Annotated in this window: 23 protein-coding genes; all 23 read right to left on the bottom strand. The window is 58.5% G+C overall.

Translation table 11 applies throughout. The features are described from left to right. Nucleotides 1–43: 43 nt before the first annotated feature. The 23 genes from O6929_02895 to rpsB all read right to left on the bottom strand — a co-directional run bounded on the left by O6929_02895 (nt 44) and on the right by rpsB (nt 25,109). The gene (locus tag O6929_02895) at nt 44–616 is read right to left on the bottom strand and encodes an HAD family hydrolase (GenBank protein MCZ6479343.1); all 573 of its coding nucleotides are present in this window, start codon (nt 614–616) and stop codon (nt 44–46) included. 13 nt (nt 617–629) lie between these two features. Continuing rightward, the gene (gene waaF, locus O6929_02890; protein ID MCZ6479342.1) at nt 630–1,709 is read right to left on the bottom strand and encodes a lipopolysaccharide heptosyltransferase II; all 1,080 of its coding nucleotides are present in this window, start codon (nt 1,707–1,709) and stop codon (nt 630–632) included. Nucleotides 1,710–1,759: 50 nt separating this feature from the next. After that, nucleotides 1,760–2,851 (bottom strand): tetraacyldisaccharide 4'-kinase, encoded by a 1,092-nt coding sequence (gene lpxK / locus O6929_02885; protein ID MCZ6479341.1) that lies wholly within the window; start codon nt 2,849–2,851, stop codon nt 1,760–1,762. Beyond that, nucleotides 2,848–4,125 (bottom strand): 3-deoxy-D-manno-octulosonic acid transferase, encoded by a 1,278-nt coding sequence (locus O6929_02880; protein MCZ6479340.1) that lies wholly within the window; start codon nt 4,123–4,125, stop codon nt 2,848–2,850. The genes lpxK and O6929_02880 overlap by 4 nt, the downstream gene beginning before the upstream one ends. A 59-nt stretch (nt 4,126–4,184) precedes the next feature. After that, nucleotides 4,185–4,886 carry a lysophospholipid acyltransferase family protein gene (locus tag O6929_02875; protein ID MCZ6479339.1) on the bottom strand — a complete coding sequence of 234 codons (702 nt, stop codon included), beginning with the start codon at nt 4,884–4,886 and terminating at the stop codon, nt 4,185–4,187. 2 nt (nt 4,887–4,888) lie between these two features. Further along, complete coding sequence (gene lpxB / locus O6929_02870; protein MCZ6479338.1) at nt 4,889–6,040, bottom strand: lipid-A-disaccharide synthase; 1,152 nt, start codon at nt 6,038–6,040, stop codon at nt 4,889–4,891. 95 nt (nt 6,041–6,135) lie between these two features. Continuing rightward, on the bottom strand, nt 6,136–7,083 hold the full coding sequence (locus O6929_02865; GenBank protein ID MCZ6479337.1) for a Gfo/Idh/MocA family oxidoreductase: 948 nt from the start codon (nt 7,081–7,083) through the stop codon (nt 6,136–6,138). A gap of 84 nt (nt 7,084–7,167) precedes the next feature. Then, on the bottom strand, nt 7,168–7,968 hold the full coding sequence (lpxI, locus tag O6929_02860; GenBank protein MCZ6479336.1) for a UDP-2,3-diacylglucosamine diphosphatase LpxI: 801 nt from the start codon (nt 7,966–7,968) through the stop codon (nt 7,168–7,170). 96 nt (nt 7,969–8,064) lie between these two features. Next, the gene (lpxA, locus tag O6929_02855; GenBank protein MCZ6479335.1) at nt 8,065–8,898 is read right to left on the bottom strand and encodes an acyl-ACP--UDP-N-acetylglucosamine O-acyltransferase; all 834 of its coding nucleotides are present in this window, start codon (nt 8,896–8,898) and stop codon (nt 8,065–8,067) included. Then, the gene (gene fabZ / locus O6929_02850) at nt 8,895–9,353 is read right to left on the bottom strand and encodes a 3-hydroxyacyl-ACP dehydratase FabZ (protein MCZ6479334.1); all 459 of its coding nucleotides are present in this window, start codon (nt 9,351–9,353) and stop codon (nt 8,895–8,897) included. The genes lpxA and fabZ overlap by 4 nt, the downstream gene beginning before the upstream one ends. Before the next feature lie 158 nt (nt 9,354–9,511). Further along, nucleotides 9,512–10,054 carry an OmpH family outer membrane protein gene (locus tag O6929_02845; GenBank protein ID MCZ6479333.1) on the bottom strand — a complete coding sequence of 181 codons (543 nt, stop codon included), beginning with the start codon at nt 10,052–10,054 and terminating at the stop codon, nt 9,512–9,514. Nucleotides 10,055–10,081: 27 nt separating this feature from the next. Beyond that, the gene (bamA, locus tag O6929_02840; protein ID MCZ6479332.1) at nt 10,082–12,370 is read right to left on the bottom strand and encodes an outer membrane protein assembly factor BamA; all 2,289 of its coding nucleotides are present in this window, start codon (nt 12,368–12,370) and stop codon (nt 10,082–10,084) included. 146 nt (nt 12,371–12,516) lie between these two features. Next, entirely contained in the window at nt 12,517–14,976 is a 2,460-nt protein-coding gene (locus O6929_02835; protein MCZ6479331.1) for an ATP-dependent Clp protease ATP-binding subunit, read from the bottom strand. A gap of 54 nt (nt 14,977–15,030) precedes the next feature. Then, nucleotides 15,031–15,732, bottom strand: a complete 702-nt coding sequence (locus tag O6929_02830; GenBank protein ID MCZ6479330.1) for an ABC transporter ATP-binding protein — start codon at nt 15,730–15,732, stop codon at nt 15,031–15,033. Continuing rightward, nucleotides 15,725–16,972 (bottom strand): lipoprotein-releasing ABC transporter permease subunit, encoded by a 1,248-nt coding sequence (locus O6929_02825; protein MCZ6479329.1) that lies wholly within the window; start codon nt 16,970–16,972, stop codon nt 15,725–15,727. The genes O6929_02830 and O6929_02825 overlap by 8 nt, the downstream gene beginning before the upstream one ends. Continuing rightward, entirely contained in the window at nt 16,962–18,479 is a 1,518-nt protein-coding gene (gene lysS, locus O6929_02820) for a lysine--tRNA ligase (GenBank protein MCZ6479328.1), read from the bottom strand. The genes O6929_02825 and lysS overlap by 11 nt, the downstream gene beginning before the upstream one ends. Nucleotides 18,480–18,541: 62 nt before the next feature. Beyond that, nucleotides 18,542–19,649 (bottom strand): peptide chain release factor 2 gene (prfB, locus tag O6929_02815; GenBank protein ID MCZ6479327.1). Its coding sequence is split into 2 segments (ribosomal slippage): nt 18,542–19,579 and nt 19,581–19,649, totalling 1,107 coding nucleotides; the frame shifts between segments, so codons are not numbered across the junction. Then, complete coding sequence (lnt, locus tag O6929_02810; protein ID MCZ6479326.1) at nt 19,646–21,193, bottom strand: apolipoprotein N-acyltransferase; 1,548 nt, start codon at nt 21,191–21,193, stop codon at nt 19,646–19,648. Before lnt ends, prfB begins: the two co-directional genes overlap by 4 nt. A 113-nt stretch (nt 21,194–21,306) precedes the next feature. Continuing rightward, entirely contained in the window at nt 21,307–22,104 is a 798-nt protein-coding gene (locus O6929_02805) for a phosphatidate cytidylyltransferase (GenBank protein ID MCZ6479325.1), read from the bottom strand. A gap of 146 nt (nt 22,105–22,250) precedes the next feature. After that, nucleotides 22,251–22,808: a ribosome recycling factor gene (gene frr, locus O6929_02800; protein MCZ6479324.1), complete on the bottom strand. Its 558-nt coding sequence runs from the start codon at nt 22,806–22,808 to the stop codon at nt 22,251–22,253. Between the two features lie 3 nt (nt 22,809–22,811). Beyond that, complete coding sequence (pyrH, locus tag O6929_02795) at nt 22,812–23,528, bottom strand: UMP kinase (GenBank protein MCZ6479323.1); 717 nt, start codon at nt 23,526–23,528, stop codon at nt 22,812–22,814. A 107-nt stretch (nt 23,529–23,635) separates the two neighbouring features. Continuing rightward, nucleotides 23,636–24,247 (bottom strand): translation elongation factor Ts, encoded by a 612-nt coding sequence (gene tsf / locus O6929_02790; protein ID MCZ6479322.1) that lies wholly within the window; start codon nt 24,245–24,247, stop codon nt 23,636–23,638. A gap of 58 nt (nt 24,248–24,305) precedes the next feature. Then, nucleotides 24,306–25,109, bottom strand: a complete 804-nt coding sequence (gene rpsB / locus O6929_02785) for a 30S ribosomal protein S2 (protein MCZ6479321.1) — start codon at nt 25,107–25,109, stop codon at nt 24,306–24,308. Nucleotides 25,110–25,272 lie beyond the last annotated feature (163 nt).

The following is a 25,272-nucleotide window of genomic DNA, read 5'->3' as shown; positions in this document are numbered from 1 at the left end:
TGCCCGATCCATGCTTGGTCGGTCATCGGACGTCGGTGGTCGGTCACCCAACAGTGGAGTGCCTCTGGAGAATCCATCTGGCTGCGGCTGTAAGGTCAGGAGCGATGTAATCTGGCTCAATCTCTCCCGACGCCAGGCTGAGCCGCCCCTTTCCGGTGAGGACAAGGATGGCCGGCATCCCCATCTCACGCGCGAGTTCGAAATCGATGTGCTGATCCCCGACCACATAGGAACGGTTCAAATCAAGCCCATGCTCCCTCGCGGCCCGCTCTACCAACCCCCCTTTTGGCTTTCGGCATTCGCATGCCTGCCGGTAGGGGGGAGCACCCTCTGGGTGATGGGGGCAGTAATATGTTCCACTCAGCGTTACCCCCTCACCTTTGAGAAGGGTATCAAGACTTCTTTGAATCTCCTCTAACATCGATTCTGTCAAAAACCCCCGGGCAACTCCCGACTGATTGCTCACTATCACCAGACGGAAGCCCTGCTCTTGAAGCAGTCGGAGCGCCTCCCCGACACCTGGAAGAAGGCGGAGCTCGGAGGGATGGGTGAGATACCCTGGGTCTTCGTTAATGGTCCCGTCCCGGTCCAGAAAGATCGCCGGTGAGCCTTTCACCTCGATCGAATCTTTAATGTACAACTTTATTTATTGCTCTATAACTATTTATAACTGAAGACGTTAATTGATCGACGGAAATGTTCGTCATACACCGGTGGTCAATGGGACATTCTCTGAGGAGGCAGGGGCTACACGGGACCGGGTGTCTCAGCAAGACGTGCTTTCCCACAGGGGACGTAGTTCTCGGGTCGGTGGGTCCAAAGATGGCGACGAGAGGAATACCGACAGCCGCCCCGATGTGCATTGCCCCAGTATCATTTGTTACATATACGGCGCAGCGTTTGAGGACAGCCGCCAGGAGTTGAATATTCGTTCGACCAGTGAGATCGATGATGCGCTCCCCATGACGGGCCAGGGTTCGAACATCCCTCGCCACCACTCCATCGGCCTGAGTCCCGGTCAGTAGTATCCTCACCCCCAGGCCTTCGATCAGGTGATCGGCAAGGGCCGCATACCGATCCGCCGGCCAACACTTGGCAGAGCCATAGGTGGAGCCCGGACTAAAGGCAACGAGGGATTCTTCCGAGCGCACTCCCTCCTCCCCCAGAAGAGCCTGTGCCCTCTCTTCTGCCCCACTGCTGAGGTATAGTATCGGCGGCTGCTGTCCCTCTCGCCAGCCGGATACCCTCAGGAGAGTCTGGTAATACTCCACGTGATGAAGCGCTCTCGTCGAATGATCCGGGAGCACCGCCTTGGTGAGGAGAAAGCCTCTTCCCTGGGTTTTATAGCCAACCCGGTGGGGGATTCGGGCCAGGGATGTGAGAAGAGCTGCCTCAAAAGCATTCTGAAGCAAGATGGCCACGTCAAACCGGTAGTTCCGAAGCTCGTGGGCCAGGCGCAGCAATCCGGACAATCCTGCATGACGGCCTTCCTGGTCGTAGAGGAGGATCTCGTCAATGTGCGGGCTCCCTTCAAAGACCCCTGCAACCCACGGCTTCACCAAAAGAGAGATCTTTGCAGTGGGAAACGTCTTCCGAATCCCGGCGATGGCGGGCGTGGTCATCACCGCGTCCCCGACCCAGTTCACACCCCGGATCAGAATACGGTGGACCTGAGCCGGATCAAGCACCTTTCGCTCGATGACCTTCATGGCTTTTACATGTAAATGTATCAGTAGTCAGCCAAGACCTCGCGGTCTTGCTAAGGAAACAAGGCATCCAAGCATTGCTTGAACTCCGGGTGCCCCACAGTGAGAACGAGTTTCACCCCTAGAGTAACGATGGGAAAGTGGGGGGACATTTTTTCGAGGCGAACGGCGTCCTTTTCAGTCGTCAGGGCAACCTTCGCCCCCACCTCCTCCATCCGCTGCGCGATTTCCAAAAGATCCGAGGAATCATACGGGTGATGATCTGGGAAGATCAGGTGAGGCTTGGGAAATATCCCGAGCGACCGGAGGGTCCGCTCAAAGGCCGGCGGGTTCGCAATCCCACAGAAGGCGATGACTTGCTCGCGGCGGAGGTCCTCCTCATCGACTGTCTCTCCGGTCTTCGTGTTGGTCAAGACGGTGGGGGTAAATGCCGCTTGAAGCACGGGCGTCGAACCAGCAGGGCGGACCACACGTGGAAATTCCAAAGGTTCTCCCCCGTCACCAGCGGCCGTCACCACTACGAGATCTGCCCGCTCTAGGGCCCGCACTGGCTCCCGCAAGAGCCCTCGAGGTAGAAGATAACCGTACCCGAAGGGATTTTCTTGGTCGAGGAGAAGGATATCGAGGTCTCGCTCGACCCGGAGATGCTGGAAGCCGTCGTCCAGCATGATGACTTGAGCCCCGAATTCGCGAATCGCCACCTGGCACCCCTCAACGCGATCCGCGGCCATGAGAATGGGAACCCCCGGAAGTTTCCGCGCCAAGAGCACCGCCTCATCTCCGACCTCCGGATAGCCCAGTCGAATCGTATCCCCCCCTGAAACAACTACCGTCTTCCCCTCTTTCCTCCCTCCGTAACCCCTCACCACCACTGCCGGCCGAAGTCCTCGGTACCTGGCTTCCTGTACGAGAAAGATGACAAACGGGGTCTTCCCAGTCCCCCCGGCTGTCAAATTTCCAATACTAATGATTCGAGCGGAAAGGCGCTCGCGCCTGAGGAGGCCCGTGCGGTAAAGGCCGAGGCGTCCTACCACACCGACGCCGTAGATCCAGGAAGCAACACGCAGAACACCCCGGACCGGCCGGCCCAAGGGACCGTGACCGGCGATCCAGCGAAGATATTGTCGGTACACGACCGGATTCACAGAAACCTTTCGACCAGGGTGACGGTTCGCTCTGCCGCCCCCCGGTTCCTGTCCAGCACCCGATAGGCAGCTTCCCCCATCTCGCGCGCAGCAGCGGTATCCCGAAAGAGTTCAACAACCCGCGCGACAAGCTCACGGGTGTCACGAACCTGGTGAGACATTCCTTCTCCCAGGAACGCTTCAGCCACCTCTGCAAAATTATCCATGTGGGGACCAAACAGAATGGGCCGCCGATATCTCGCGGGCTCGAGGATATTGTGCCCACCCACCGGGACCAGACTTCCCCCAACAAAGACCACCGTGGCGAGGGCATACAGGTGACCGAGTTCTCCCATCGTGTCGACCAGGATGACCGGCGGAAGCGCGGAACTATTTTCTGGGAGATGGGTCCGGCGGACAAAGGGAAAATCTGCCTCCCGGAGGAGCGTCTCCACTTCGGGAACCCGTTCCGGATGACGTGGCGCAAGCACCAGCACTGAATCGGGAACTTCGCTCCTGACCTGGCGAAAGGCTTGCAGGATAATACTTTCCTCCCCCCGGTGGGTACTCCCTGCGACCCAGACGGGTCGGCCGTCCATGAGACGTACAACCGCGTCAAGATGGGGAGGAAAGTGGCTATTTCCATCTTCGTCATCATACTTGATGTTCCCGGTCACGACGACTCGCTGAGGATCGGCTCCCAACGCTAAGATCCTTTCAGCATCGACCTCCCCTCGCATGCAGAAGAGGGAGATCTGATCCAAGACCCGGCGGAATAGCGGCTTGACGAACTGATAGCCCCGGAGGGATCGCTGCGAAATCCGACCATTGACCAGCAAGACCGGAACCTGTCGGTGGTGGCAGGTGTCAAGGAAGTTTGGCCAAATCTCCCCCTCCGTGAGCAGGACAAGCCGGGGAGCGACGGCCGTGAGGGCCCGGTTCACCGATCCGGGGAAGTCGAGGGGCCAGTAGATGAACGCTTCTGCTTGGGGAATCCGCTCCTCTGCCACCTTTCGCCCTGTCGGGGTGACGGTCGAAACAAGAATGGGAAGTCCGGGACGCCGCGCAAGGAGCCTTGAAACCAGAATGCTCCCTACGACCGCCTCCCCGACCGAGACCGAATGCAGCCAGAGGGGATGCTTTCCCTGAAGCCGGCCGGTGAGCGCCTCCGGGTATCGGCCAAGCCGCTCCGTGAGCCCGAGACCGAATGGACCGCTCCGACCCATGCGGCGGAGGTAGCGGGGTAGGTAGGGAAGCATGGCAAAGAAGAGTCCGATGCTGTACAGGATTCTCATCGGTTCAATCCGCTGTCATCGTCGGCTGTCACCATGGAAACTGCTTCTTCGTATCTCATTCAGATGGCTGACTGCCGCTGTTTAAAATAGGCATCCGCCACCGCCGTAATGTGGTGAAGGTGTTCTTCCAAGACGGCCCGCGCCTTTTCCACTTCGTCGGACCCGGCCTTGGGTGATACCAAGACCGGTTCTCCACAGACAAAGACCCCACGTGCAAAAGGATAGGGAATCAGAAACCGGTCCCAGCTGTGCAGGAACTTCCCCCGTGAAGCGGCAAAGGCAACGGGGATGATCGGCGTGCCGGCTAGACGGGCGAGCTCGATGGTCCCTGGCTTTACCTGTTCCCTGGGGCCGATGGGCCCGTCGGGTGTAATGGCCAGGTGAGACCCCTTCCGGGAGGCCCGAATCATGCCCAAAAGTGCCCAGGGACCGCCCCGGCGGGCCGATCCCCGAACCGAGTAAATGCCAAGGCGTTCTGCCACCCGACTGATATATTCCCCATCCGCGTGCCGACTGACCATAATGCTCCAGCGAACCTGGGGATTGCCAAAGGGCCCAAAGGGCATCATGAGGAGCCGGCCGTGCCAGAAGGCCACGAGGACTTGCTTCCCCTCCTCCTGAATGAGCCGGTCAAGGACCTCGCGCCCCACATAGGCAACCCGCAGGGACCGGAAAAGTCCACGCATCACAACTGCCGCCAGCCTGGTGAGCACACCTAGGACAACAGGATGCGTCCGGTACCGCTTCCAGCCTCGTCCCACCGCTAACCCCTGTCCTCCGTCTCTTGGAGCGTCTTCAGCACCTCTCGGGCGGCACGAAGAGAGGCCCCCTCCTCCCCTAGCCTTCCCCGAACTTCATTCAGTTCCTGACGAATCGCACCGAGGGCCTCGGGGCTGTGCAGCAGCTCCAGGGCGATTCTGGCGACCCGCTCTGGCGTAAAATCATTCTGGATGAGCTCGGGGACCACCCGCCTTCCTGCAACTAAGTTTACCATCCCGATGGAGGGAACATCCACCAAGAGCTTCCCGGCCCACCAGGTGAGCCGAGAGACCTGGTAGACAATAATCATCGGGGTTCCGAGGAGCCCTGCTTCGAGTGTTGCCGTCCCTGACGCGGTGATCAGCAAATCCGCCGCCCGCATGACCTGATAGGTCTGTCCGTACAGAGGCCGAATGAGGGAATTGCTCCCCTCGAGTAGCGTTTCCACGAGGTAGGGGGGAAGAGAATTGGCCACGGCGAGGAGAAACCGGATGTCGGGCTTTGCCTGGGCAATCTGGGCCACTGCCCTTTTGAGCACGGGAAGGTGGTGCATAATCTCCCCCTCCCGGCTCCCAGGAAGGAGGCCGACGATGAGTTCCAACTCCCCGCAGCCCAGTCGGCGGCGGGCTTCCTCTCTGGTGGGGACGTCCCGGAGCCGGTCCAGCATGGGGTGTCCGACAAAAGCGACGGGGACTCCCGCCTCACGATAGAGGGCTTCCTCAAACGGAAATATAACGACGACCTTCTCCACCAGCCTTTTCAGCGTCCGGACCCGTCCCCGGCGCCAGGCCCAGACTTGAGGGCTAATATAGTAGAGGATTGGAATCCCCATCCGCCGGGAGGACCGAGCGAGCCAAAAGTTGAAGTCGGGGAAGTCAATAAGGAGGAGAAGGTCGGGACGTTGGACCGCAAGGGCCCTCCGGAGCTTACGAAAAGCCCGTCCCAGCGCCGCAAGGCGAGAGAAGACCTCGGTGAGACCCACCGCGGCTAACTCCCCAGCATCGACCAGGAGATGGACGCCCGCCTCCCGCATCCGCTCCCCTCCCATTCCCACAAGGGTGACCTCGGGGTCTAGGCTGCAGAGGGCCCGTGTCAGGTCAGCTCCATGGAGATCCCCTGAGGCCTCGCCGGCAACGATGAAGATCTTCTTATTCATAGTCCAAGGTCCAACGTCCAAAGTCGAAAACCGCCTGGGGCTCCTCTATGTTTTTGACGACGTCGGACTTGGGACTTGGGACTTTGGACATCTGTTTATATCTTCGCGAGGATTTGGGAGGCGACCCGGAGGGCTTCCACCGCTTCCTCCCCCGAGACCTCTGGTCGCGTGCGCTCCCGAACGGAACTCAAGAAGCTCATCAGCTGCAGGCGGAGGGGTTCTTCCTTCTCTACGACCACCTCCTCCCGGACGATCTGTGGAGGCTGGGGCGGCTGGGACGCGAGGTCTGGCGGCAGGCGACGGAAGAGGGTAATCTCTTGACTAGCGTAGTCGAGAGAAATGTACGTGTCAGGTTGAAAGATGCGGATCTTGCGGAGGCGCTCAATACTCACCCGGCTGGCGGTCACGTTGGCCACACACCCTGAGGCGAATTCGAGCCGGGCGTTGGAAATGTCCACCCGATCGGTCAGGACGGGCACCCCGACGGCGTTCACTTGACTGACGGGAGACTTCACCAAACTTAGGATGATGTCGATGTCGTGGATCATGAGATCGAGAATCACGTCCACGTCGGTGCCACGCTGAGGGAAAGGGCTGAGGCGGTGACACTCGATGAACCCCGGTGTCTTGACAATCCGGTGAAGGGCCCGAACGGCCCCGTTGAAGCGCTCTACGTGACCCACCTGGAGAATCCGGCCGCGCCGCTTTGCCAGATCCGTCAGCTCTTCTGCCTCCTCTAAGGTCTGGGCCATGGGCTTCTCGACGAGGACGTCGACCCCTCGATCCAGACACTCACGGGCGATTTGGGCGTGCAGATGCGTGGGGACGGCAAGGCTGACGGCCTCAACGTGGCCAAAAAGCTCCCGATAATCCTGAAACACGGGAGCTTCTGCAACTCTCTTGACCTCCTGAAGCCTTGCGGGATCGATATCGGCGATTCCGGCCAGCTCGACCCCAGGAAGTTCGCGGTAGATCCGGGCGTGGTGTTGCCCCACATGCCCCACCCCGATGACACCCACCCGTGTTTTTCGTTCACCACCCATGGTTCACCGGCCACAGAAATTCGAATTTCGAAATTCGAAATTGGAAATACCTGGGGTCATCGCTCGTCAGTCGACACCCGATGACTAGTCCGCGACAACGGAAATGCCAGCCTCATCCGCGAGCGCAAGGGCTTCCTCGCGATCAAGGAGCAGGGTCCGTTTCGCTTCCACCGCGAGAGCCGTCCCTCCAACCTCCCGCAGGACTGCAAGGGTGGCAGGCCCCACTACTGGCACATCAAAACGAAAATCGTGATCCGGGCGGCAGACCTTGACAACGACCACGCCTCCCCTTCCGAGCTCCGCCCCCCGCCTTACTGCAGCGTCGGTCCCCTCAATGGCTTCCACGGCGAGAACCGTGCCATTCTTCACCACGACCGTCTGCCCGATCTTGGACTGGGCCACGGTTCGCGCAACCTCTTGGCCGAACCGGATGTCGTCCCACTCCCGCGCTGTCGGGGCTCTCCGGGTTAGCACCCCCGGCTCTACCAACACTTGAGTGAGAAACCGGGTACAGTCGAGCAGGGAAATCCCCTCCCGGTCGAGCTCCTGGGCGACCGCGTCCATGATGGTGTCTCCCCGGCGGTCCTTCATGCGAAAGAGGAGAAGGCTCCCCCGGACGTCGGGGCGAGCACGGGCGAACAGGTGGCTCATCCGAACCTTACCGACCATGATCGCCTCGGTCACCCCCTCGCGCTTGAATGCACGGATGAGCCCCCCCAATTGACCCACACCAATCCAGTGGATGCGGTCCGCCACCGCCTCCACGGCAGGGTCTGCCTCTTCCCGGATGGCGACGACTACCACCTCCCAGCCTAATCCCTTGGCCTCACGAGCGGCCATCATGGGGAGGGGCCCGGAACCAGCGATAATCCCGACCCGCTTCACTCGCAGAGCCTCAGCAAATTAGGGTCGGCAGTATTAGGGAGAGCAGTAAGAAGGGTGCTTTCCTGACGGGTGGCTGGCTGGTGGCTGCGTGTAACCTCATCGTGTGATCCCCCGCTGGGAGAATTTGATGAATTGCACGAGATACGTGACTTCGGGACAGTCGCGGACTTCCTCTTCCACTCGCGCCATGCCGTCTGAGGTGTTGAGACCAGACTGAAAGAGAAGGCGGTAGGCCCGCCGCAACTTTTGGAGGGTTTCCTTCGAGAAGTCGTGACGCTTCAGCCCCACGGAGTTGAGGCCATACAGCTCGGGGCGGTTTCCCTGGGCCTTGATGAAAGGAGGGATATCCTGATTGACAGCGGAGCAGCCCCCGACGAGCGCGTACTTGCCGATTCGGCAAAACTGATGTACGCCGCACAGGCCACCCACAATAGCGTAATCCTCGATGGTCACGTGGCCCCCCAGGGTAGCAGCGTTGGCAAGGATGACGTGGTCACCCAAAAAACAATCATGTGCGACGTGCGCATACGCCATAATGAACGTGTGATCGCCCACTACCGTCTTCCCGCCACCACTTGCCGTGCCCCGGTTAACTGTCGCGAACTCTCGGATGACCGTGTGATCACCAACAAAAAGATGGCTTTTCTCTCCGTGGAACTTGAGATCCTGTGGCTCCGTACCGAGAACCGCATGGGGAAAGATTCGGCACCCGCGACCGATCTCTGTCCATCCGTCTATGACCACGTGAGACCCAATGGTGGTTCCCTCACCGATGCACACCCGCTCCCCTATGACCGCCAAGGGGCCAATGGTCACACCCCCACCAAGCTGGGCTGTCGGGGCTACGATCGCCGTAGGATGAAGGCGAATCGATTCCCTCCCTCGAGTTACCGGACGACCGCGCCTCTTCTTCCCCGCCACCGTGCTCATTGGTCGGGCTCCACGCGCATCGCGACAAGGTCCGCTTCCACTACCAGTTGGCCATCCACGGTGGCAGAACCCCGCATCTTGCAGAATCGACCCTTGAGACTCACCATCTTGACCTCATACCGGACTTGGTCACCGGGATAGACCGGCCGCCGGAACTTGACCTTATCGATAGCCGCAAAATACATGTACTGAGGTGTGCCCCCCTGAAGCGCATCGATTGTCACGCTCCAGAGAACCCCTCCCGCCTGCGCCATTCCTTCGATGAGGAGGACTCCCGGCATGATAGGACGCCCGGGAAAGTGGCCAGCAAAAAAAGGCTCGTTGATAGTGACATTCTTGATTCCCGCGATGCGGTGGCCCTTCTCCACTTCCAAGATTCGATCCACCAGAAGAAATGGATGGCGGTGAGGAATGTGCTTTTGAATCTCGAGAATATCCATCCCACCGTCACCCATCGCCTCTACCCTGACTCTGTATGGTTCAGAGGTGCCCAGACCCTAAGGGGCCCGTATAACTGTGTCTTCTTATCATGAAGAAGCTTAAGAATCAAGGAAATAAGGGAGTGTATGGCCACGAAGATACGTCTTCGGATCGCCGAGATTCCTCGAGCCAGCTACTTCTTGCTGACGCTGGCATCATAGGCAGCGATCATCTCGTCGGTCAGATCGACCGTTTCGCTGCCGTACATGACCCCGCTTAACCGCTTCTCCATGATCAGGAGATAGCCCTTTTCCTTGCCGTAGGCCCGCACCACCACGGCAACCTCCTGAATTAATCGCTGTTGAAGATCTCGTTCGCGCTCGGTAAAAGAGCGACTGAGGTCCTCCACCGCCCGACGTAGGTCTCGCGTGCGATCCCGAATCTCCCGCTCCCGATCTTTCTTGGCGTCCTCAGTTAATGCATCACGTTGCTTCTGCAGATTCGCCTCCATCTGGCGAATCTCCTTTTCTTGGGCCTCGATCTCCCGCTGCTTCGCGTCCTTTTTTGCCTGTAGGTTTGCCAGGACTTCCTGCCCCCTCTTCGACCCTACCAAGACTCTCTGGAGGTCGACAAAACCGATCTTGACCGTTTGGGCCCTCACCGGGACCACCCCGGCTCCCACGAAAACGCCAGCCAGCACCAATCCCGTCAGTGCGTGTGGAAATCTTCGTCTCATGATGGTCCGTCTCCTCCTTTGCGGAAATCAGAAGGCCCGTCCCGCATTAAAATGGAAAAGGAAGTCCTCGTTCCCATTCTTGACCGTCGGATCGGGGTTGTATGCAAGATCAACCCGGACCGGGCCAAAGGGCGTTACCACGCCGACGCCAACCCCAAATGCATAAAACATGTCGAATTCGAAACTTTTGCCCTCGCGGAAGACATTCGCGGCATCAGCGAAGAGCGCCCCCGAGAGGTTTACGAATGTCTTGATAATGGGGAATTCCGCCTCGACGGTCAAGAGGGCAAACTTATTGCCCCCGATCCGGTCTCCGGTGCCGTCCAGAGCTCTGGGGCTCAGCTCCCGGAACTTACTTCCGCGAAAGGAACCGGACCCGCCGAGAAAGAACCGTTCCTGGAGGGGAACCTCGACCGTATCCCCAAAGGTTTTGACAAAGCCGCCTCGCCCCCGAATCATTCCAAGGACCTCGAACTCTTTCCACAGGGGGTAGTGATATTGGGCGTTCAGAATGCCCTTGTAAAAGTCGGTATCCGCTCCCAGGAATCCACCCGCCACCTCACCGAGGAGGCCGGCCCGGTACCCCCGTGTCGGCCGGCCGGGATTGTCGAGAACGACTCGGTTCACCCCGAAGTTGAGGGAGCTGGTGTTTGTCGTTCCCTCTTCGTCTTTAATAGCTTGCGAAGCAGTGGGCGAGACGTCAGTGATCTTGACCCGCTCATATAGGTAACCGAGACTGGCCGAATTATACGTGAGAAATCGACGGCCGAATCTAATTTCGGCGCCCAACCGGTCCTCTTCAAAATCGTCGAAGTCGGAGATCCGGTCGAAGACAGCAAAGTGCATCGAGTATTCCGAATCCAGGAAGAAGGGATCATCCCAGGTGAAATTCAGCGCACTCGTCACGGTGCCTAACGTCGCGGAAATACGCATCCGCTTCCCGAGCCCGAAAATGTTATCCTCGCTCAAAAAGACGGACCCGAGGGCCCCCCCGGAGGTACTGAAGCCACCCCCGAGGCCGACCCGTCCGGTGGGTTTCTCCTTTACATCGATCGTGAGCACGAGCTGATCCGGGGCGGATCCGCGAGCTGTCTTGACCTCTACCGCTTCAAAGTACCCGAGTCCGCCGAGGGCCGCCCGCGCCTGCTGCAGGAGCTTGCCGTTATAGACATCCCCCTCGGCCAGCGGTACATACCTTCGGATCACTCTATCCCGAGTCTTCGTATTGCCGCGGATCTCGATCCGTTCCACGAACGTCTTGATCCCTTCGGTGACCTCGAGGGTCACGTCAACAATCGTCTCGTCCGGCCGCACCCGCGTGACCGGAACGATGTCCGCAAAAACGTACCCCAGTTCGGCATATTTCCCGGTCAGGAACGCCATGTCCTGTCGGAGGAAATCTCGACTAAAGAATTCTTGTTTGGGAAGTTTCAGGTCAGCCTGAAGTTCTTCTACGGTAAAGATCTTGCTCCCCTCTACCTGTACGTTCCCCACACGAAACCGGGAGCCCTCCGCGATTCGAATCACGATGTCCAAACGTTGGTCCTCGCTATCGACGTGAATCTCCGGTTCGGCCACCTTGACCTGCAGATACCCTTGATCGAGAGAAAATGCCTTGATCCGTGCTACATCTTGCTTGAGGTCCGACCGTTTGAGAACCCCGGGCTGAAGAAACGGAATGAAAAATCGTTCCTTCGTAGCCAAGATCTTGCGCAGCTTCCGGGCCGATAATCCCTCGTTTCCCACAAACGTGATGTCCCTCACGAAGAATTTGGGCCCCTGCTGGATTTCGAAGATGACATCCACCTCCGTATCGGAGACCTTTTCGAATCGCCCGACCACTTGGGCCGTATAAAACCCCTCTTCCTCGTACAGGCTTCGGATGTTGTCGGCATTCCGACTGACCGCCTGCGGATTGAAAACCGTTCCTTCCCCGAAGTCAATACGGTTTAGAATGTCGTCTTCATCGATGTCCCCGACTCCTTCGATCCGAATGGCCCGGACGGAGGGCTTCTCCTTGACGATATAGACGAGGCGCAACCCCCCCTCCAATTCTTCCGCCTCTACCTTAACGTCATCGAAGAATCCCATCTTGAACAGGCGTTCCACATCTCCACGGATTTTTGGGGGTGAGAAAGGATCCCCCACCCGGGTCTGAATACGTTGCCGGATTGCACCCGACTCGACCTGCCGATTCCCCCGAATGTCGATCTCTTTGATCAGAGGTGTTTGCTGGCCCCAAGCAATGGTGGGACATCTCAGGGCAAGGAAAAAGACAGGACCCAAAATCAAGATAGTCCGCAGGGTGCGCACCACCTTTGGGCTACCTTTCCTGTCGAACAGAAATGAGTATGCAGGATCAAAAAGGCGTTACATAAACAGCCCTAGAATATGACACTTAGAGACCAGAAAGTAAACAAAAAAAAGGGCCCTTTCGGGCCCTTTGGTGGTAACGTGGCCAATCAGCTGGTTTGACCGATGGGAAGCGTCTGGTCCGGGGTGCCATGAAGCTCGGTTACCTCCTCCGCCTCGAGCTGGTCGACCCCGGCCTTGACACGAACGGTACTTCCTTCGGAAAAGGTTCCTCGAAGCATCTCTTCAGCCAGCAGGTCCTCCACATGGCGCTGGATGGCCCGGCGCAAAGGTCTCGCCCCGAATTGGGGATCATACCCTTTGTTGACTAGAAACTCCTTGGCATCATCAGAGACCTTCAAGGTCATCTGCTTTTCCCCCAGCTGGGACTGGAGTCGCTGGAGCATCAGGTCGACGATCTCCCCCAAGTGCTCTCTCGTCAGGGCGTGAAAGACGATCACCTCATCAACCCGATTCATAAACTCAGGGTTGAAGGCTTTTTTCAATTCGCCGAGCACTATCTCCTTCATCTTTCCGTACGTGTGCTCCTCACCCCCCTTGGTGAAGCCCATGGGAGCATGGACGCCGATCTGCCGTGCCCCAATATTGCTGGTCATGATCAAGATCGTGTTCTTAAAGTCCACCTGGCGACCATAGCTGTCGGTCAACTGGCCATCCTCTAAGATTTGGAGGAGGAGATTGAAGACCTCGGGGTGCGCCTTTTCGATCTCGTCGAGGAGGATGACTGAGAATGGGCGACGCCGCACCTTTTCGGTAAGCTGGCCGCTATCGTCATAGCCGATGTAGCCCGGTGGTGCCCCAATGAGCCGGGAGATGGAAAATCGCTCCATGTACTCTGACATATCGACGCGGACGATGGCATCGTCGGTTCCAAAAAGGAACTCCGCCAAGGCCTTTGCCAGTTCCGTTTTTCCGACGCCCGTCGGGCCCAGGAAGATGAACGATCCCACTGGTCGCCGGGGATTCTTGATGCCGGATCGAGATCGCCGAATCGCCCGCGTCACCGCCCGGATCGCCTCCTCCTGCCCCACCACGCGTTTGCCCAGCTCTTCTTCCATCCGGAGAAGCTTTTGAGATTCTGCCTCTTCGATCTGGTAGAGAGGAATGCCCGTCCATTTGGAAACGATGTAGGCAATGTCCTCATTGGTCACAACGATCTTTTCATTCGACCGAAATTCTTTCCATTTATTCCTTTTGTCCTCAAGTTCTGATCGTAGTTTTCGCTCTGTATCTCTGAGGCGAGCAGCCACCTCAAAAGCCTGCGTCCGTATGGCATCCTCCTTTTGTTGCCTCAGGCTCTCGACTTCGTTCTCCATACCCCGGAGGTCGTCGGGAAGCATAAGCGACTTCAAGCGGGCCCGGGAGCCTGCTTCGTCCATGACATCGATAGCCTTATCCGGCAGGAAACGGTCCGCGATATACCGCTGCGAGAGCCGCACTGCTGCTGATACCGCCTCTTCGGTGATGATGGCAGAGTGGTGCGTCTCGTATCGATCCTTAATCTCTCGAAGGATCTGGATGGTTTCGTCCACACTGGGCTGCCCCACAAAGATCGTTTGGAACCGTCGTTCCAGGGCCCGATCCTTTTCCACATGCTTACGGTACTCGTCCATGGTGGTAGCCCCAATCACCTGGATTTCTCCTCGGGCTAATGCGGGTTTTAGCATGTTGGAGGCATCGATGGCGCCCTCGGCTGCGCCGGCTCCCACGAGAGTATGCAGCTCGTCAATGAACAGGATGACATTTCTTGCTTGTTGGATCTCCTTGATGACCGCCTTGAGCCGCTCCTCAAACTGACCCCGATATTTGGTGCCCGCTACCATCCCGGGGAGGTCGAGTTGGATCACGTGCTTCCGGAGCAAGGTTTCGGGGACATCGGAGGCGACGATTTGCTGAGCCAATCCCTCGACGATGGCCGTCTTGCCAACCCCGGCCTCGCCGATGAGAACCGGGTTATTCTTCGTCCGCCGAGACAGGATTTGAACCACCCGTTCAATCTCTGCATGGCGACCGATCACCGGATCCAGCTTCCCCTGACGTGCCATACCGGTCAGGTCCAATCCAAACTCGTCAAGAGCGGGCGTCCGCGGGGTGCCCGTCCCCTTGTCGGCTTGCTCGCCTAACATTTCTTGCGCCTGAGCTTTGGCTGCCGGGATCGTCACGCCAACGTCCCGCAGCACCAACGAAGCGATCCCCTCTCCTTCGCGGATGAGCCCCAGGAGGAGATGCTCCGTACCGATATAGTTGTGCCCCATGGATCGGGCTTCGGAGATGGCGTATTCGAGGACCTTCTTGGCCTGGGGGGTGAAGGGGATCTCACCCGCAGGGCTCACGTCGGAGCCCACAGAGACAATCTTTTCCACCTCGCTCTTCAGCGTCGCGAGGGTCACGTTGAGCTTCTTGAGGATCGCCACGGCCAGGCCATCCCCCTCCCGGGCGAGGCCGAGGAGGAGGTGTTCCGTCCCCACAAAGTTATGGCCGAGACGGATCGCCTCTTCTCGAGCCAGGATGATTACCTTCCGTGCCCGTTCCGTAAACCGCTCAAACATGATTGACCCCTTTGTGAGTAGTATAGCAGGTTTCTTTACCCAGACCAAGGAAGATTATTCAGCTCCTGTACGCGTAACTGCCACTTCCCCGAGCTGACCATCCGCCATCCGAAGCAGACGGTCTGTCCTCCGCGCAAACCACTCATTATGGGTCACCAGAACCACCGTGAGGCCCTGTTCCTGATTGAGTTCCCGAAGCAGGTCAAAAATCGCCTCACCCGTCTTCGAGTCCAGATTCCCGGTGGGTTCATCGGCAAGAAGCACATCGGGGGAGAGCGCGAGCGCCCTCGCAATGGCAACTCGTTGCTGCTCACCACCGGAGAGTTCGCCTGGCCGGTGTGCCAATCTCTCGGCCAGTCCCACCCGCTGGAGGATACCTTTCGCTGCCTCCTGGGCTCTCACCAAGGGTTGCCGGCCGATTAGGGCCGGCATCATGGTATTCTCTAAGGCCGTGAACTCCGGCAAGAGGTGGTGGAACTGAAAGACGAAGCCCACCGTCTGGTTCCGGAACTCCGCCAGTTCCCCTTCGGGCAACCGGGAGATCTCGACACCCTCATAGTATACCTCACCCGCCGTGGGCCGGTCCAGCCCTCCCAGGATATGAAGGAGCGTACTCTTTCCCACCCCTGACGGGCCCGCGATGGCGAGGAATTCCCCCCGTCGGACCGAGAGATTCACCCCCTTCAGGATGTGGAGCTCCTCGGCCCCCATCCGAAAGGACTTACGAAGATCTCGGACCTGGAGGAATTCACTCATATCTGAGTGCCTCCACCGGGTTCAGCCGTGAGGCCTGCCAAGATGGATACAGGGTGGCCAGAAAACTAATCACGAGGGCCACAATCACCACCGCCACCACATCCGGGGTGTTCACCTGATGGGGTAGTTTATCCAGAAAATACACGTCTCGAGGGAAGGCGTTAATTCCAAAGACGCGTTCGACGAACCTGACGATCCCGTCCAGATTGGCGGTGACGACCAACCCCCCCAGCAGGCCGAGGAACGTGCCCACCGCCCCGATGACAATCCCTTCGATCATGAAGATCTTCATGATGCCGGCTGCCCTGGCACCCATCGATTTCAGGACGGCGATCTCCCTGGTTTTCTCCATCACCACCATGGTCAGCGTGCTCACAATTCCAAAGGCCGCCACGAGGACGATCATCACCAGGATGATAAACATCACCGTTTTCTCGAGTTTCAATGCCGAGAAAAGGCTCTTGTTCATTTCCATCCACGTCTTCGTAAAGAAGGGGAATCCTAACTCTTCCTGGAGATGGCCAGCCACTTGCGGGGCTCGGTAAATATCGTCGAGCTTAATCCCGACCCCGGTTACCGCATCACCCATCCGAAAGAAAGCTTGGGCGGCCGGGATGGGGATATAGGCTAATCCCGCATCATACTCGTACATTCCCGCCTCGAAGACCCCGACCAGCGTAAACTGCTTGACGCGGGGGGCCATCCCCAGAGGAGATACCCCACCCCCGACAGGGGAGACGACATTGACCGGATCCCCCAGCTTCACCCCCAAACCGGCTGCCAAGGCCTTGCCAAGGATGATCCCCTCGGACACTTGTCTGAGGGCATCTAGGCTCCCCTCTTTCATGTTCCGTTCCAGGTCGGTGACCCGCTTCTCCTGTTCGGGATCGACCCCCCGAAGCACTGCTCCCATCACCCCGAAACGAGAGGTGAGCATGACCTGGTGCAGGGTAAAGGGTGCTACACCCACTGCATGCGGGATTTGCGCGACCCGAGGGATGAGCCGATCGACATCGGCTATCCCTTTCTCGCCGAACCGGAGAAGGACCACGTGCGCATTGGTTCCGAGGATCTTGTCCCGGAGATCTCTTTCAAAGCCGCTCATAACCGAGATGACGACGATCAGGGCCATAACACCCAGCGCTATCCCGCCACTCGAGATCAGCGTGATGAGCGAGATAAGCGCCTGCCGCCGCTTCGATTTCAGGTACCTCAACCCGATAAAGAATTCATACGACATCGCTACTCCCAGGGGGGCCAATACCCTCTCCTTTGGGGCGGAGCTGCGGAAACAGAATGACATCTCGGATAGAGGGCGAGTCGGTGAAGAGCATGACCAGACGGTCTATCCCAATCCCTTCCCCGGCAGCCGGCGGCATCCCATACTCCAAAGCCCGCACAAAATCCTCGTCCATCCGGTGCGCTTCCTCATCCCCTCGTTCTCTTTCCTGGAGCTGTTCTTGAAAGCGCCGGCGTTGCTCCTGGGGGTCATTCAGCTCGGTATAGGCGTTCACGAGTTCCATCCCGGCCACAAAGAGCTCGAACCGTTCCGCAAGGCGAGGATCGTCCGGTTTCTGCTTGGCCAGCGGGGAAAGCTCGAGAGGAAAGTCCACGAGGAACGTCGGCTGAATGAGGTGGGGCTCGACCAGGTGCGCCATCAACTCGTCGAGCAGCTTCCCCCACCCCCACTCCGCCTTGACCTGAATACCTCGATGCCCGGCCACGGCTCGAACCCTCTCAATATCTCCCAGGTCTTCCTCCTGAACTCCGCCTACCTTCCTCAGGGCTTCCGCAACCGCCAAGCGGGGCCAGGGGGGGGACAAATTGATCCGCTCTCCTTGGTAGGTCAACTGCTCGGTTCCGAGGATCGTCCGACAGAGATGAGGCACCATTTCTTCCGTCAGGGCCATCAGATCGCGGTAATCGGCATAGGCCTGGTAAAATTCCAGCATCGTAAACTCGGGATTATGCCGGGTATCGACCCCTTCGTTTCGGAAATTGCGATTAATTTCGTACACGCGGTCCAGCCCGCCCACCAGAAGCCGCTTCAAGTACAGCTCAGGAGCAATTCTCAAATACAAGTCGATGCCTAACGCATTGTGGTAGGTCTTGAATGGCCGAGCTGCCGCACCCCCCGCCACGCCTTGCATCATGGGAGTTTCAACCTCCAGAAACCCTCGCTGGTCAAAAAAGTCGCGAATTTCACGAATAATCTGGGACCGACGGGTAAAGATCATCGCTGCCTCAGGGTTTGCCACAAGGTCGAGATATCGCTGGCGGTACCGGGTTTCGACGTCGACGAGCCCATGCCACTTTTCCGGCAACGGCCACAGGGACTTGGTCAAGATACGAAACCCTTGGACCCATACGGAAAGTTCGCCGGTTTGGGTGCGAAAGAGGTGACCCGTGACCCCCAGCAAGTCGCCGATATCTGTCAGCTTGAGGAGCTGGTACGTCTCCGCCCCTAACACGTCCTTGCGGAGGTAAATCTGAATCTGGCCGGACCGATCTCGGAGATGGGCAAAGGTGGCCTTGCCGTGGTCGCGCAAGCTCATCACCCGACCGGCGAGGCTCACCGAAACCGGCTCCGTCTCTAAAACAGTGGCCGGTGTCTCTCGATAGCGCTGCTGGAGCTCACCCGCCAGCGCATTGACCTCCCACCGAGAGCCGTACGGGTCGATCCCGATTCGCCGGAGCTCCTCGAGCTTTCGCCGCCGTTCCCGAATCAGTTGATTGATCTCCTCCACTCCCGTCCCCTTTATTTTCCTGATAGTATCTGATCGATCTTAAAGGAGAATATTCACATCTGTCAAGATGAGGCGCGGCGAGCGGCATGAAAGAGATAGGCGTCCACCAACTGGTCGATTCCTCCATTCAGCACCGCTTCCACATTGCCGGTCTCCACCCCTGTTCGATGGTCCTTGACCAGCTGATACGGCGCGAGGACATAGGACCGGATCTGAGAACCCCACGCGATCTCTTTCTTTTCACCGGCCAGGGCCTGCATTTCCTTCTCTCGCTTCTCCCGGAAATGCTCGTAGAGCCGGGATCGGAGCACTTTCATGGCGAGGGCCCTATTCTTGTGCTGGGAACGCTCGTTCTGGCAGGAGACCACCGTCCCGGTCGGGACGTGGGTAATGCGAACGGCCGAGTCGGTCACATTCACATGCTGCCCACCATGACCGCTCGCCCGGAATGTATCGATCCTCAAGTCCTTCTCATTGATGTCGACCTCTACCTCTTCAACCTCTGGTAGCACGGCGACCGAGGCAAAGGAGGTGTGCCGGCGGCGACTGGCATCAAAGGGGGAAATCCGGACCAATCGATGCACCCCGACCTCTGCCTTGAGGTATCCATAGGCATAGGCACCGACTACGGAAACGACCGCCCCCTTGATCCCCGCCTCCTCCCCCGGCTGCAGATCGAGGACCTGCGTCTTGAATCCTTTCCCCTCGCACCAGCGAAGGTACATCCGAAGAAGCATCTGCGCCCAATCCTGAGACTCGGTTCCACCAGCCCCCGGATTGATCGAGAGAATGGCATTGCCCCGATCGTGGGGCTCCGAGAGGGCAACACGAATTTCCAGATCGCCGATCCGTTGCTCTAACGTTTTGACCGTCCGGTCGACCTCCCGCAGCGTCTCTTCGTCCTCAGCCTCCCGGGCCAGTTCGAGGAGTGTCCGCTGGTCCTCTATCTCGGTACGGAAGGCAGCGTGGAGCGTAAGTTGTTCCTTCAGATTTCCGAGCTCCTTCAGCACACGTTGGGCTCGATCGGACTCCTTCCAGAAGTCAGGGTGCTGGGCGGCTTGCTCTAGCTGTCCGGTCCGCTTTGCCTTCTCCGGCAGGTCAAAGATAGCCCCCAAGGTTTCCTAATTTCGCCCCCAGGGCCTCGAGCCTTTTTCCGAGATCTGTTGTCATGGTTTCCCTCCTTCGCTGCGCCCTCTCCTTCCCCTCGTGGCCAGGAGCAAAACGCTGATCAAACTACACGCCCAGGCAAACAGATCACCGTACCTGGTGTAGAAGGTTTTGGCCGTTCCGGGAGTGACCGTCCCGGAAAGCACGGCCTCGACAAAAAGATCTGACTGCTGCAAGATCCGGCCGGTCGGCGCAATCAGAGCAGAGATCCCCGTATTCGCAGCCCGGACGAGATAGACCCTGTTCTCCACCGCCCGCAGGGTCGCCATACTCAGGTGCTGATATGGCGCAGCAGAGTCGCCGAACCAGGCGTCATTCGTGATATTCACCAAGAAGTTGGCGCCATTGAGGACATACCGCCGGACCTGATCGGGAAAAATAGCTTCAAAGCAGATCAGAACCCCGAATTGCCCCAGGGGAGTTTCGAAGACCGTGACGTCCTGTCCCGCCTTGAAATTCCCGATCCCTGTGGCCATTTTCTCCACGAAAAAGAGGAGTGATTGCAAAGGGACGTATTCGCCAAAGGGGACCAGATGGATTTTATCATATTTTTGCACAATCTTCCCCCTTGGAGAGATGAGAAAGGCGCTGTTGTACAGACGGGGCGACGGGCCACGGGTCCGATCCGGGCTCCCCACAAGGAGATAAGACCTGACCTCCTCGGCCACCTTGAGCACCTGCTGACGCAAGGACCCTCTCTCGCGGAGGAAAAAGGGGACGGCCGTCTCGGGCCAGACGATGAGATCGGCCTCCTTGTCGGCCTCCCGGCTGAGACGCCGATAGATGTCGACAGTCCGCTTCTGGAATCCGAGGTCCCACTTGACCCCTTGTTCAATATTCCCCTGGACGACCGAGACCCGGATCTCTCTCCGCCGCGTTTCGGCCGACACCATTCGTCCCATCCCGAACAGAACTACCCCGAGAAGGAGAACGCCCACACCTCCCACGGGGAGCAACACGGGCCGCCATCCCCGTCGAAAGAGGAGGCAGCCTAGTGCCATGCCGGCATTGGTGAGAACAAGGAGAAAAGAGATCCCATAGACACCGGTGATGGATGCGATCTGGATAACCGAGAGGTATTGGTATTGGGAATACCCCAACAGATTCCAGGGAAACCCGGTGAGGAGGAAGGTTCGCACGTATTCCAGACCCACCCAGAGGGCGGGCACCCCTACGAGATAGGCGAGAGTACCCCTGGCCGATAACCGAGTCACTCCGTACGCAAAAACGCCTACGTAGAGGGCAAGGTACAGCGAAAGGGCTATGAGGAGCAGAAAGCCGAGGGGAAGGGGGAGCCCCCCGTATGTGGTCATCGTGTGAACCACCCACGGGATACTCAGGAGGTAGCAGACCAGCCCGGCGATGATCCCAAGGTAAGTTCCCTGGAGAGCAGGCACCCCGTCCAACCCAACCAAGAGCGGGACAAGGGCTCCAAAGGCGAAAGGTGCCAGATTGAAACTGGGAAAACTGAGGGCGAGAAGAACGCCGCTCAGCACCGCCAGTCCTCCCCGCCACACCATCGAACCCGACAGCAGGGTGCCTTTCACCTTACGTATCAATCCTCTCGGGCCCCGACATTTTCCCTCCCCCAGGTAGGCAAATATCTAGCGTCACCCAGGCACCCCGTCCCCATACCCGCTGATCTCCGGCTGCGGGTTCTCTAGATCCATCCCATTCGGACCCAGAGATAAAAGACCGGGATGGCAAAGAGGAGGCTGTCAATCCTATCCAGCATCCCCCCGTGACCGGGAATGAGGCGACCTGTATCCTTCACCTGGAGGGCCCGTTTGATGAAGGACTCTGCCAGATCTCCTATCTGTCCTACAGCGCCGATCACCCCCCCGAAGAGGAGACTCGGAAGGGGGCCCAACGACATTCCCAAAGCCCTGGCCAATATCCAGGCCGTACCCATGCTTGCGATCAGCCCGGCCACACTCCCTTCTACAGACTTGTGAGGGCTCACCCGCGGGGCCAAGGGATGGCGCCCCAGCGTGGACCCAGCGTAATAAGCCCCTGTATCTCCAACCCACACAATGCCGCACGCAAGAAGGATGTACTGCACCCCGCCTGGCATTCCGCGCAACGCCACCGCGAGGCTCAGCGGACCCGCGACATACAGCATGCCCAGAAAGCGGAGAGCCGCCCGTCGCAGGTTCGCCTCCATTTCCCCCGCCTCTATAACGGACAGGGAAAGCTGCAGCAGTAGAAGAAACGTCACGCCTATACTGAGCCACTCCAACCCACCCCCGTACGTGGCCCCGACCAAACCCAGTCCTCCCAAAAGGGGAAGGATCCGCCAGACCCCGCGAAGAGGATCCACCAACCTGATGAACTCCCACAACCCAAATCCTGCACCCCCCATCATCAGCAGGGCAAAGCCCGCCTCTCCTCCGTAGACCACGACGAGGAAAAAGAGGGGAATGAGGATCAGCGCGCTCAGGAGTCTTCTGCCGTGCACGACCAAATCCTCTTACGAGACGTCTTCGCCAACCGGGGGTACGGGAACCTATCGAGCGTACAGGGAAAGGGAGAAGAGAAAGGACACCAGATGGAAAGATGACGAGCAGTCTTCAAGAGCCACGCCTGGCCGACGCGGGAAGCCTGTCAGAACTCAAGAATCTCCTTCTCCTTGTTGGCCAAGGCCATCTCGATCTCCTTGATGTACTTGTCGGTCAGTTTCTGGACCGAGTCGGTCGCCTTCTTCAAGTCATCCTCGGAGATCTGTTTCTGTTTCTCGAGGGACTTGAGTTTTTCGTTGGCGTCGCGACGGATATTCCGGATCGCGACCCGTCCCTCTTCCGTCATTCGCCGGACGATTCGGACCAACTCCTTCCGCCGCTCCTCGGTCAGGAGAGGAATAGTAATTCGGATTATCCGACCATCGTTCGCGGGGGTGATCCCTAGATCGGACTTCAGAATCGCCTTTTCGATGGCTGGAACCAAGCTTTGATCCCAGGGCTGAATGGTGATGAGCCGAGTTTCTGGAGTGGCCACAGTCGCCACCTGCTGCAGCGGGGTCGGGGTCCCATAATAATCGACGGTAATTCCTTGTACTAAGGCCGTGGAGGCTCGCCCAGTGCGAACTCCCAAGAATTCCCGCACCGTGGCCTCCACCCCTTTTCTCATTGACGCCTCTGCCCGGTTCAGGACATCGTTCGTCATGACCTATCGCCCCTTGACGATGGTCCCCACCTTCTCGCCCAATACCAATCCCTTCAAGCGTCCCTGCTCGTGCAGATTGAACACCACGATGGGAAAGCGATTGTCCATACACAAGGAGATGGCAGTCGAATCCATCACCTTGAGCTCCCGGCTGAGGACCTCGATATAGCTCAGCTCATCGAACTTCTGCGCTGAGGCGTCTTTCAAAGGATCCGCGGTGTACACTCCATCCACCTTGGTCGCCTTAAAGACCACCTCCGCCCCAATCTCGATGGCTCTCAGGGCCGCGGCGGTGTCCGTCGAGAAGTACGGGTTGCCAGTCCCGCCGACAAAGATCACCACGCGACCTTTCTCCAGGTGCCGAATCGCCCGACGGCGGATGAAAAGTTCCGCGACTTCCCGGACCTCGATAGCCGACTGCACCCGCGTGTGGACCCCGCGCCTCTCCAAGGCATCTTGGAGGGCCAGACCGTTCAGGACCGTCGCCAGCATCCCCATATAGTCGGCGGTCGCCCGATCCATCCCGGAAGCGGTGGCCTTCAATCCGCGGAAGATGTTGCCACCCCCCACCACCACGCCGATCTGAACCCCGAGGTCGTGTACTTCCCCTATTTCTCCGGCGACGAAGCGGATCACATCTGGGCTGATCCCATACTTCAGATCTCCCCCTAATGCCTCACCGCTCACCTTTAGTACGATCCGACTGTACTTGAGCTCCATATCTCCAACCGGTGACTGCGTCACTTGGTTCACAGTTCACGGTTCACGGTTAAGCCCGGATACCCCAACTGTGAACTGTCAACAGTGAACCGTGGACCCTCCGAAGGTCAAGACGTATTCGACGTGTCCCCGACCTGATACCGGGAGAGGCGGCGCACCACGATATTTTCTCCAATGGTGCTGATCGCTTCCTTGATGACCTGTTCAACCGTCCGATCCTGGTCCTTCACAAACGATTGATCCATCAGACAGGTCTCGAGAAAAAATTTCTCCAGCCGCCCCTGGACGATGCGCTCGATCACGTTGGATGGCTTCCCGCTTCCCTCTGTCTGGACTCGCAAGATCCGCCGCTCCTCTTCGAGGACCGCTTCGGGGACCTCCTCCCGCCGCAGGTAGAGCGGATTCATGGCCGCCACATGCATCGCTAGATCCTTGGCCAAGGCCTGAAATTGCTCGTTCCTGGCCACGAAATCGCTTTCGCAGTTCAACTCTAAGAGAACCCCGATCCGGCCACCCGGATGTATGTAAGACACAATCAATCCCTCGGCCGCAGTCCGATCTGCCTTCCGTGCTGCCCGCGCAATTCCTCGCTCCCGGAGGATGGATACTGCTCGATCGATATCCCCCTGGGCGTCTGCCAACGCCGACTTGCACTCCATGATCCCGGCCCCGGTTGCCAGTCGGAGCTCTTTGACTTGTGTGGCAGCAATCTCTGTCATCGTTCCGTCATCCCCATCTGGTTTTCGAGATCCTCTGCTCCCCTCTGACGTGTCACCCTCAACCATCGACGTCCTGCAGTGCTTCTGCCTTTTCCACCTCGGCCACGGGTAGCACATCTTCCACCGTCTCACCCGCCGCCTCGACCTCCTCAGCCATCTCCTGTTCCAGTGCCCTGTCGAGCGGCCCCCGCCCCTCCAGAACCGCATCGGCCAACCGAGACGTGATCAATTTCAATGCCCGGATGGCGTCATCATTTCCCGGGATAGGATAATCAATCTCATCCGGATCGCAGTTCGTGTCCACCAAGGCCACTACCGGGATGCCAAGGCGTCGCGCCTCCCGGACGGCGATCCGCTCCCGCCGCGTATCGACGACCGCAACCGCCCCCGGTAACCGATCCATGTCCTTGATCCCCCCCAGTGCCCGGTTCAACTTTTCGATCTCGCGGCCGAGGTGGATGGCCTCCTTTTTGGGCAGTTTCTCGAAAGTGCCATCCGTTTGCATCTGCTCTAGCTGCTTAAGTCTGTTGATGCTCTTACGAATGGTCTGGAAGTTGGTCAAGGTTCCCCCGAGCCAGCGATGGTTCACGTAAAACGTGCCACTCCGCTCGGCCTCCTCCCTGATGCTTTCCGCCGCCTGGCGTTTGGTGCCGACAAAGAGGACGGATTCTCCCTGCTGAGATACGTCCTTGAGGAATTGGTATGCCTCTTCAAACTTTTGCATGGTCTTTTGGAGATCAATGATGTAAATGCCATTCCGCTCTCCAAAAAGATACCGCCTCATCTTTGGGTTCCAGCGCTTGGTCTGGTGTCCGAAGTGAACCCCCGCCTCCAAAAGCTCTTTCATGGTAATAGCCGCCATATTCGTCTCCTCTGCTTTGGTTTAACCTCCGCCCTCTTCACCTCTTCCAGGCCCTTTGCCTATAGCAAACACCGACCGGAAGATCCGAGGGCGTGTGAATTTGCCACCTCGACACAGATTCATTCATATCACATTGTGAGCGCCCCTGACAAGCCGACAACAG

Source organism: Candidatus Methylomirabilota bacterium (assembly GCA_027293415.1).
Lineage (GTDB): Bacteria > Methylomirabilota > Methylomirabilia > Methylomirabilales > CSP1-5 > CSP1-5.
This window is presented reverse-complemented; position numbering and strand designations above follow the sequence as displayed.

What these genes read in the sequence shown, in the direction of transcription:
- waaF (MCZ6479342.1), bottom strand. Translation starts at nt 1,709, where the DNA reads ATGAAGGTCATCGAGCGAAAGGTGCTTGATCCGGCTCAGGTCCACCGT.
- O6929_02880 (MCZ6479340.1), bottom strand. Translation starts at nt 4,125, where the DNA reads ATGAGAATCCTGTACAGCATCGGACTCTTCTTTGCCATGCTTCCCTAC.
- lpxB (MCZ6479338.1), bottom strand. Translation starts at nt 6,040, where the DNA reads ATGAATAAGAAGATCTTCATCGTTGCCGGCGAGGCCTCAGGGGATCTC.
- O6929_02865 (MCZ6479337.1), bottom strand. Translation starts at nt 7,083, where the DNA reads ATGGGTGGTGAACGAAAAACACGGGTGGGTGTCATCGGGGTGGGGCAT.
- lpxA (MCZ6479335.1), bottom strand. Translation starts at nt 8,898, where the DNA reads ATGAGCACGGTGGCGGGGAAGAAGAGGCGCGGTCGTCCGGTAACTCGA.
- fabZ (MCZ6479334.1), bottom strand. Translation starts at nt 9,353, where the DNA reads ATGGGTGACGGTGGGATGGATATTCTCGAGATTCAAAAGCACATTCCT.
- O6929_02845 (MCZ6479333.1), bottom strand. Translation starts at nt 10,054, where the DNA reads ATGAGACGAAGATTTCCACACGCACTGACGGGATTGGTGCTGGCTGGC.
- O6929_02835 (MCZ6479331.1), bottom strand. Translation starts at nt 14,976, where the DNA reads ATGTTTGAGCGGTTTACGGAACGGGCACGGAAGGTAATCATCCTGGCT.
- O6929_02830 (MCZ6479330.1), bottom strand. Translation starts at nt 15,732, where the DNA reads ATGAGTGAATTCCTCCAGGTCCGAGATCTTCGTAAGTCCTTTCGGATG.
- O6929_02825 (MCZ6479329.1), bottom strand. Translation starts at nt 16,972, where the DNA reads ATGTCGTATGAATTCTTTATCGGGTTGAGGTACCTGAAATCGAAGCGG.
- frr (MCZ6479324.1), bottom strand. Translation starts at nt 22,808, where the DNA reads ATGACGAACGATGTCCTGAACCGGGCAGAGGCGTCAATGAGAAAAGGG.
- pyrH (MCZ6479323.1), bottom strand. Translation starts at nt 23,528, where the DNA reads ATGGAGCTCAAGTACAGTCGGATCGTACTAAAGGTGAGCGGTGAGGCA.
- tsf (MCZ6479322.1), bottom strand. Translation starts at nt 24,247, where the DNA reads ATGACAGAGATTGCTGCCACACAAGTCAAAGAGCTCCGACTGGCAACC.
- rpsB (MCZ6479321.1), bottom strand. Translation starts at nt 25,109, where the DNA reads ATGGCGGCTATTACCATGAAAGAGCTTTTGGAGGCGGGGGTTCACTTC.